The sequence below is a fragment of the Lactobacillus sp. UMNPBX4 genome (assembly GCF_002554115.1).
Classification (GTDB): Bacteria; Bacillota; Bacilli; order Lactobacillales; family Lactobacillaceae; genus Lactobacillus; species Lactobacillus gallinarum.
The window spans coordinates 1-8,772 of record NZ_PCZF01000059.1 but is presented as its reverse complement, the minus strand read 5'-3'; the positions used below and the strand labels follow the sequence as shown (position 1 = coordinate 8,772).

Annotated in this window: 6 protein-coding genes and 4 tRNA genes; 9 read left to right on the top strand and 1 reads right to left on the bottom strand. The window is 38.5% G+C overall.

What is annotated here, in order from left to right:
• Positions 1–173: 173 nt before the first annotated feature.
• The 5 genes from tilS (at position 174) to lysS (ending at position 7,302) form a co-directional block, all read left to right on the top strand.
• Positions 174–1,430, top strand: coding sequence for a tRNA lysidine(34) synthetase TilS (gene tilS, locus CP355_RS08875; protein ID WP_098044357.1), 1,257 nt, complete (start codon positions 174–176; stop codon positions 1,428–1,430).
• 94 nt (positions 1,431–1,524) lie between these two features.
• Positions 1,525–3,690, top strand: a complete 2,166-nt coding sequence (gene ftsH / locus CP355_RS08870) for an ATP-dependent zinc metalloprotease FtsH (RefSeq protein WP_087363224.1) — start codon at positions 1,525–1,527, stop codon at positions 3,688–3,690.
• Between the two features lie 52 nt (positions 3,691–3,742).
• Positions 3,743–4,633: an Hsp33 family molecular chaperone HslO gene (gene hslO, locus CP355_RS08865; protein WP_098044356.1), complete on the top strand. Its 891-nt coding sequence runs from the start codon at positions 3,743–3,745 to the stop codon at positions 4,631–4,633.
• A gap of 77 nt (positions 4,634–4,710) precedes the next feature.
• Positions 4,711–5,736, top strand: a complete 1,026-nt coding sequence (gene dusB / locus CP355_RS08860; protein WP_025005275.1) for a tRNA dihydrouridine synthase DusB — start codon at positions 4,711–4,713, stop codon at positions 5,734–5,736.
• Between the two features lie 15 nt (positions 5,737–5,751).
• On the top strand, positions 5,752–7,302 hold the full coding sequence (gene lysS, locus CP355_RS08855; RefSeq protein WP_098044355.1) for a lysine--tRNA ligase: 1,551 nt from the start codon (positions 5,752–5,754) through the stop codon (positions 7,300–7,302).
• A 66-nt stretch (positions 7,303–7,368) separates the two neighbouring features.
• Here the strand turns inward: lysS and CP355_RS08850 are convergent, their stop codons facing one another.
• Positions 7,369–7,824, bottom strand: coding sequence for a GNAT family N-acetyltransferase (locus CP355_RS08850; RefSeq protein ID WP_005721185.1), 456 nt, complete (start codon positions 7,822–7,824; stop codon positions 7,369–7,371).
• Between the two features lie 212 nt (positions 7,825–8,036).
• Here CP355_RS08850 and CP355_RS08845 point away from each other — a divergent pair.
• From CP355_RS08845 to CP355_RS08830, 4 genes are all read left to right on the top strand, one after another.
• A tRNA-Gly gene (locus tag CP355_RS08845) sits at positions 8,037–8,111 on the top strand.
• A gap of 109 nt (positions 8,112–8,220) precedes the next feature.
• Positions 8,221–8,295 (top strand) — tRNA-Gly (locus CP355_RS08840).
• A 109-nt stretch (positions 8,296–8,404) separates the two neighbouring features.
• Positions 8,405–8,479: transfer RNA gene (locus tag CP355_RS08835), tRNA-Gly, on the top strand.
• A gap of 35 nt (positions 8,480–8,514) precedes the next feature.
• Positions 8,515–8,588: transfer RNA gene (locus CP355_RS08830), tRNA-Pro, on the top strand.
• The last annotated feature ends 184 nt before the right edge of the window (positions 8,589–8,772 follow it).

Genomic DNA, 8,772 nt, shown 5'->3' with positions numbered 1-8,772 from the left:
CCTGGTGCAATTCGCTACCAAGAAAAATATTGGCATATCATACACCAGATGAAATCTTTGAAAGAGAATTGGATCATATCTATCAAGCAGCTTAAGTGTTCAATTTATTATTGCAATTTACGTAAAAATTAAAAATGACCCGTAATGGGTCATTTTTTTAGTTAGGGAGATTTATGAAAGTAGTAGATTTCTTTAGAAAAAATGGAATAGATTTAGAAAGTAAAACATTATTAGTGGCCGCAAGTGGAGGCCCTGATTCGATGGCTCTTCTTGATATGCTTAAAAACTTGCAAGCCAAAAAGAATTTTCAATTAATTGCTGCACATTTTAATCATCAATTAAGAGAAGACAGTGAGGAAGAAAGCGAGCTTCTAAAAAAATACTGTGATGAAAAAAATGTGCCATTATTTATTGCAAAATGGCCTAAAGAAGAACAACCGCAAGTGGGAATAGAGGCTGCAGCAAGACATGCGCGCTATGCTTTTTTAACACAAATAGCTAAAGAAAATAAGGCTGATTATTTGTTAACTGCCCATCACGGGGACGATTTGCTGGAAAATATCTTGCTTAAATTTATTCGCTCAGGTAATCCCGAAGAGATGAATAGCCTGCAAAGAGTGGGTGAAATGCATGGTGTAAAATTGTTGCGACCATTGTTGGGATACAGCAAGGACGAGTTATTGCAATATAATCAAGCTCATCGAATTGATTTTATAACTGATTCAACTAATCAGGCCGATGAAACGATGCGTAATCGCTTGCGCCATCATGTGGTGCCATTACTCAAAAAAGAAAATCCTGCTTTGATCAAGAATGCACTTTTTTTTAGTCAAAAAATGGATGAATTGATCGATTATGTTGATGAAAAAAATATTGCAGTCGGTCAATTGGAACGTTTTCTAAATGTTGCGTATCGCATTAAGAGTGAAAAATTAAAGCGATTGACGACTAAAGAAAGAACCTTTTTCTGGCAGAGAATGATTTGGCAAAAATATCATAGACGGGTTAATGAAAATTTGGGTAATTTCGCAGTCATTGAATATCAAAATTACTTTTATTTGTATAAAAAGCAAAATATTTCCGAAGTTAAAAAACAGGTAATTAGTTTAAATCAGCCATTTGTGTTTAAAAATAGAAAAATGGTGTTATATACTGAAAGAAAAGCCGGTATAAAGCTGATTGGTGATTTTTGGTTTAAGCCAAATACTGCTTTTAGTGTGGGAGAATTAACGGCGGGGAGTAAACTTCTGCTGCAAAATGGACATCATGTTAAAGCAAAAAAGAAGTTTGCAGAAAATGCGATTCCACTAGCTTTACGACCATTTTGCTTAGCCATTTATGCAGAAAACGAACCAATTTTTGTGGAGAAAATTTATCAAAACCAAAATTGGATCAAAAATGGCAAACATTATTTTCTATATAATTCTTAAAAAGTCTTCAAAATAGTTGAAAATATTAGTGGTAGCATCTTATTTTGTGATAAAATTTTAAACGTATAACTTAGAGACTTTGCGGAGGTTTTTTATGAAGAATAACCGGAATCGGCTGTTATCAAACGGCCTATTCTATATAGTTGTGTTCCTTTTGCTCCTATGGGGAATCAACTGGGCACTCGGCGGCTCTAACAATAGTGGTAGCTCAGAAAATATTAGCTATTCACAATTTGTTAAAGATTTGCGTCAAGGCAAAGTTAAAAACTTTAGTGTTCAACCTGCAAACGGTGTATATACTGTTTCAGGTAGTTACAAGACTGCACAAACAACAAAGAATCAATCAAATAATAGTTTTGATTTCTTTAGTAATAACTCAAGTAGAAAAGTATCACGCTTCTCTACTACTATGTTACAAAATGATTCTACCGTTTCTAATGTGCAAAACTTGGCACAAAAGAGTAACGCTCGGATGACGACTCAAGGAGAATCACAGTCTGGCAATTGGATTTCAACCATTGTCATGCTTGTGCCAACCGTTTTGTTTATTGTCATGCTTTGGATGATGATGAATCAAGGTGGTGCTGGCCGTGGCGGCAGCGGCGGAATTATGAATTTCGGTCGTTCACACGTCAAGCCAGAAGATCCTTCTAAGAATAAGGTTCGTTTCTCTGACGTAGCCGGTGAAGAAGAAGAAAAACAAGAATTAGTAGAAGTTGTTGAATTTTTAAAGGATCCATCAAAATATACTAAGTTAGGTGCTAGAATCCCATCTGGTGTTTTACTTGAGGGTCCTCCTGGTACTGGTAAAACCTTGCTTGCACGTGCCGTAGCTGGTGAAGCTAACGTGCCATTTTACTCAATTTCAGGTTCTGACTTTGTTGAAATGTTTGTTGGTGTTGGTGCAAGTCGTGTACGTGACTTGTTCAATAATGCCAAGAAGAATGCACCAAGTATTATCTTTATTGATGAAATTGATGCCATCGGTCGTCGTCGTGGCAATGGCACCGGCGGTGGCAACGATGAACGTGAACAAACTTTGAACCAATTATTGGTTGAAATGGATGGTTTTGAAGGCGATGAAGGTGTTATCGTCATTGCCGCTACTAACCGTTCAGATGTGTTGGATCCAGCTTTACTTCGTCCAGGTCGTTTTGACCGTAAGGTTTTAGTTGGTCGTCCAGACGTACGTGGCCGTGAAGCTATTTTGAAGGTTCATGCTAAAAACAAGCCACTTGCTCCAGATGTAGACTTGAAGGAAGTTGCTCGTCAAACTCCTGGGTTCGTTGGTGCAGATTTGGCTAATGTCTTGAACGAAGCTGCTTTGGTTGCTGCACGTAGAAATGGTACTGAAATTACTGCATCAGATATTGATGAAGCTGAAGACCGTGTCATTGCAGGTCCAGCTAAGAAGGATCGTTTAATTGCAGAACCAGAAAGACGCCGTGTTGCTTTCCACGAAGCAGGACACTCAATCTGTGGTTTGGTCTTAAGTGATTCAAGAACAGTTCGTAAGGTAACTATTGTGCCACGTGGTCGTGCCGGTGGTTACAACATCATGTTGCCTAAAGATGACCAGTTCATTTTGACTAAGAAACAATTATTTGAACAAATTGTTGGTTTAATGGGTGGTCGTGCTGGTGAAGAAGCAACTATTGGTGATAAGTCAACTGGTGCTTCTAACGACTTTGAACAAGCTACTGCTATTGCTCACAGCATGGTAGTAAATTACGGGATGACTGAATCATTGGGTATGGTTGAACTTGAAAAAGAGGGCGAAACCAATCCATACGGCTTTAAGCCATACAGTGAAGCTACTTCAGCTAAAATTGACGAAGCCGTTAAGAAGATCTTGGATGAAGCTCACGCTAAAGCACTTGAGATTGTTAAGGAAAACAAGGAAAAGCATAGAATTATCGCTGAAGCCTTGCTTAAGTACGAAACTTTAGACGAAAAGCAAATCATGTCTTTATACAAGACTGGTAAGATGCCTGAAAAATACGAAAGTGAATATCCAAGTGAATCCAAGGCTTCAACTTATGAAGAAGCTAAGGCTGCTGCAGAAAAGCGTGAAGTTGAAAAAGCAGAAAAGAAAGATTCAGATCAAGCATTAGCTGAACAAGAAAAATCTGCTTTGGAAACTCCATCAGAAAAGAATCATGAAGTTGAAGAAAATAATCCTGAAAATCCAGAAAAAACTGAAAATTCAGATAACTCAACTAAAGATACTTCTGCAGATGAAGAGCACAAAGATAATTAGATAAAAATGGGGCCTGTAACGGGCTCTATTTTTTTAGAGAGAAGGAATAAATATGAGTGATTATTTAGTAAAATCAATCGATAAAACTAAAAATTTACGTTTACTGACAATTACCGCTAAAGATGTTGTTGGTGAAGCACAAAAGCGTCATGATTTATGGTCTGCTTCTTCTGCTGTTCTTGGTCGTACACTGGTTGGTACGCTTTTGTTAGCAGGCGCCGAATTAACTGATAAAGAAGAATTGACAGTTAGATTGATGGGCAACGGCCCTGTAGGTCCAACTATTGTTACAGCTACTGCCGATTTAAAGGTGAAGGGTTACGTACGCAATCCACATATTGCTTTGCCACCAAAGAAGAATGGCCATATTGATGTAAAAAGAGCTGTTGGTCAAGGTATGCTTGAAGTTACCAAAGATTTAGGCTTAAAAGAACCATATACTGGTCAAGTTCCGATTGTTTCTGGTGAAATTGCAGAAGATTTTGCATATTATTTGACGAAGTCAGAACAAATTCCGTCAGCAGTTGGTTTATCTGTTTTTGTTAATCCAAATAATTCTATCGGCGAAGCTGGCGGATTTATGCTTCAAGCTTTACCAGGTGCCAGTGATGCTTTGATTACTGAAACAATTAAGAGAATTAAAGCTTTGCCAGCTCTTTCTACTGCATTTTTAGATGGAATGACACCAGAAGATTTAGCACGTAAGATCTTAGGCACTGACTGTAAGATTCTTGAAAAAGATGATGTAGCATTTAGCTGTAACTGTTCTAAAGAAAAATATGCAGGTATTCTTGAAACTTTGAAGAGTTCACAATTAAAGGCCATGATTAATGAAGATCATGGTGCAGAACTTACTTGCAATTTCTGCGGAAATAAGTATCATTACACTGAAGATGAATTAAAGGCTATTTTAGCCAAGAAAAATGAAGAAAAAGATTATTAATTAAATAAAAAGTCCTAGGGTTTTGTCCTGCGGGGCTTTTTTGATATTATAATAAGGTATTTTGAAAGGATGATTTGGTGGATAACAGCTGGAAAATTCGCGATATCACCATTCCTAACCGAGTTGTTGTTGCGCCGATGGCGGGAGTTTCAAATTCGGCGTTCCGCGTTGTATGTAAGGAATTCGGAGCTGGGCTGGTTGTTTGCGAAATGATTTCTGATCATGGAATTATTTATCGAAACAAAAAGACCTTAAGCATGATGGATGTAGATCCACGAGAGCACCCAATGAGTATTCAGATCTTTGGGGGAACTGAAGAAACATTACTTCAAGCTGCTCAATACATTGATCAACATACTGATGCTGACATTATTGATATTAATATGGGTTGTCCTGTGCCTAAAGTAACTAAAACCGATGCTGGTTCAAAATGGCTGCTTGATTCTAATAAAATTTATCAAATGGTCCATGCCGTGGTGCAAAATGTGCAGAAACCTGTTTCTGTTAAAATGAGAACAGGTTGGGATAAAAAGCACGTGTTCGCGGTAGAAAATGCTTTGGCTGCTCAAGAAGCAGGTGCTAGCATGATCGCAATGCATGGTCGCACCCGTAAGCAAATGTACCAAGGTGAAGCAGATTGGGAGATTTTGCACGATGTAGCTCAAGTGCTTGATGTGCCGTTTGTAGCTAACGGTGACATTAGAACTCCCGAGCTTGCCAAGAAGGCTTTAGATGAAATTGGTTGTACTGCTGTGATGGTAGGACGTGCTGCTTTAGGTAATCCTTGGATTTTAAAGGATATGACGCATTATCTAGAGACTGGTGAAAAATTACCACCACAAACAGTGCGTGAGAAGGTAGAAACTGCTAAGCATCAACTTCATGCGTTAGTTAAAATTCATGGTGAAAAGCGAGCAGTACCAGAATTTCGTCAACAGGCTGCATACTATTTAAAGGGAATTCCCCGTTCAGCCCGTACTCGTGCTAAAATAAATGAGGTCTGGACGCGTCAAGAAGTATATGACTTACTCGACAATTTTGTTGATGAGTATGAAAAAAGAGAAAAAGCTCGTGCTGCAAGACGCGCGGCAATGAACAAATAATGGAGGAAAAATAAATTGGCAAAGAACGAAATGAATGACCAATTACGTGTTCGTCGTCAAAAGATGGACGAAATGCGTGAAAACGGAATTGAACCATTCGGTCAAAGAAAGTTTGATCGTCAAGATTTAGCAAGTACTTTGGAAGAAAAGTATGGTAAAGAAGATAAAGACGAATTAAACGATGATATGCCTAAGACCAAGATTGCAGGTCGTATGCTTGCAAAGCGTGGTAAGGGTAAGGTAGGTTTCGCAGACCTTTACGACCGTACTGGTAAGATTCAAATTTATGTACGTAAGGATATCGTAGGCGAAGACAACTACAAGTTCTTTAAGAAATCAGATATTGGTGACTTCTTGGGTATTGATGGGGAAGTTATGAAGACTGATACTGGTGAGTTGACTATTCGTGCTACTCACGTAACCTTCTTATCAAAGGCTCTTCGTCCTTTGCCAGATAAGTACCACGGCTTAAAGGATGTTGAAGCAATTTATCGTCAACGTTACCTTGATTTGATCACTAACCGTGACAGCTACATGCGCTTTGTTCACCGTACTCAAATCATTCAAGCTATTCGTGATTACTTAAACAAGCAAAAATTCTTAGAAGTTGAAACTCCAGTACTTCACAACATTCCTGGTGGTGCTGAAGCTCGTCCATTTATTACTCACCACAACGCTTTGGATATTAACCTTTACATGAGAATTGCTTTGGAACTTCCACTTAAGCGTTTGATTGTTGGTGATATGGAACGTGTTTACGAAATCGGCCGTGTATTCAGAAACGAAGGTTTGGACACTCACCACAACCCAGAATTTACTGAACTTGAAAGTTACGCAGCATACTGGGACTACCACGATGTTATGGATGAAGCTGAAGGTATTATCCGTGCTGCAGCTAAGGTTGTTTCAGATGACGGTAAGATCACTTACCAAGGTACTGACATTGATTTGGGCAAGCCATTCCGCCGTGTTCACATGGTTGACTTGATCAAGGAAAAGACTGGCGTTGACTTCTGGAAGCCAATGACTCTTGAAGAAGCAACTAAGATTGCGGAAGACCACGACATCCACGTTGAAAAGTTCTGGAAAGTTGGTCACATTATTAACGCCTTCTTTGAAAAGTACTGTGAAGAAACTATTGTTGACCCAACCTTCGTTTACGGTCACCCAGTAGAAATCTCACCACTTGCTAAGAAGAATGCTGACGATCCAAGATTTACTGATCGTTTTGAAATTTACATCATGGGTGAAGAATACGGTAACGCCTTCTCAGAATTGAATGATCCTGATGATCAACGTGAACGTTTCGAAGCTCAAATGGAAGAACGTGAAGCAGGTAACGACGAAGCTGATATGATCGATGAAGATTACCTTCGTGCTATGGAATACGGTATGCCACCTACAGGTGGTTTGGGTATCGGTATTGACCGTTTGGTAATGCTTTTAACTGATGCTCCAGCTATTCGTGATGTTCTTTTGTTCCCAACAATGCGTCCAGAACGTGTTGAAAGCGTAGAAGCTGAAGTTAAGGCTGATATGGAAAAGAAGAATAAAGAAAACAAATAGTATTATAAATTAAAAAACTCTTATCTATGTTTTAAGCATGGATAAGAGTTTTTGTTTATGTATTTTTTAATTGAGAATCATTTTTTCATCAGAGTATTTTTTAGGATCATTTAAATCCCATTGCTGATATCTAACTTCTTGACACTTAAAGCCTAATTTTTTGTAAAGCTTTTTGGCCTTAGTATTTTCTGCAAATACGTCAAGACTAACTGGTCGACTCATGTACCTCAAAGCTGTCGTTGCTAAAGCATACCCGATACCTTTATTTTGATGAATTGGATCTACGTAAATGTAATCCAGTTCTTGGGGATGAACTGCAACGAAGCCCAATATGCTGTCAGCATCATAAGCTACATAAATTTTGCAGGAGAAAAAATCATCCTTATATGGAGCTGTCTCTAAAGGTATGAAGTATTTTTCCGCACCACCAATTGTTAGCTCTTCTTTACGACTAACGTCGTGAATGCGGCATACTTCAGCATAATCGTTTGGTTGATATTCTCTGATATTAAATTTTGGCATGTTTTTCTCGCTTCCTAATATTAAGATTTTGATTTAGAAAGCAATAGTACGTAATCTCATGTGAAATCTCCTTTAATTAAATTGAAGATATTGTAGCAATTTTTTTAATTCGGTACAATAACTAAAATTAACTTAGTTAAAAACAGATAAGTAATATTTTTTCAAAAAGTATTTGCAAAGAGAATAATCTTTGCTATAATACTTTTTGTATCGCGGAAGTAGTTCAGTGGTAGAACATCACCTTGCCATGGTGGGGGTCGCGGGTTCGAATCCCGTCTTCCGCTCCAAGATAAAAGCTCACGGAAGTGAGCTTTTTTTGTGCCTAAAATAAATTTGTCTTTTTTTGGCAAAATACCTTGCAATGAAAAATGCATTTGCTATAATAATAACTGTTGTGCGGAAGTAGTTCAGTGGTAGAACATCACCTTGCCATGGTGGGGGTCGCGGGTTCGAATCCCGTCTTCCGCTCCAAGATAAAAGCTCACGGAAGTGAGCTTTTTTTGTGCCTAAAATAAATTTGTCTTTTTTTGGCAAAATACCTTGCAATGAAAAATGCATTTGCTATAATAATAACTGTTGTGCGGAAGTAGTTCAGTGGTAGAACATCACCTTGCCATGGTGGGGGTCGCGGGTTCGAATCCCGTCTTCCGCTCCAAGATAGAAGGCTCACCGAATGGTGAGTCTTTTTTTCGGGAAATAGCTCAGTTTGGTAGAGCGCTACGTTCGGGACGTAGAGGTCGCGCGTTCAAATCGCGTTTTCCCGATTATATTTAAGCTGTCTTAATAGACAGCTTTTTTCTTTGGCTCTCTGTCAAATCGTGTTGATAGAAGTCAACTATAATTTAATAATTGGATTAAGCATCAAGCTGCTATGTACCAGCTTGATGCTTTTTCTTGTGTGTCGGGCATGACATTTCATCTAGTCTAGTGAAAGTCTAGACCACGGGT

Bases quoted from the DNA above. Each gene is read 5' to 3' on its own strand.
- tilS (WP_098044357.1), top strand. From the start codon at position 174: ATGAAAGTAGTAGATTTCTTTAGAAAAAATGGAATAGATTTAGAAAGT.
- ftsH (WP_087363224.1), top strand. From the start codon at position 1,525: ATGAAGAATAACCGGAATCGGCTGTTATCAAACGGCCTATTCTATATA.
- hslO (WP_098044356.1), top strand. From the start codon at position 3,743: ATGAGTGATTATTTAGTAAAATCAATCGATAAAACTAAAAATTTACGT.
- CP355_RS08850 (WP_005721185.1), bottom strand. From the start codon at position 7,824: ATGCCAAAATTTAATATCAGAGAATATCAACCAAACGATTATGCTGAA.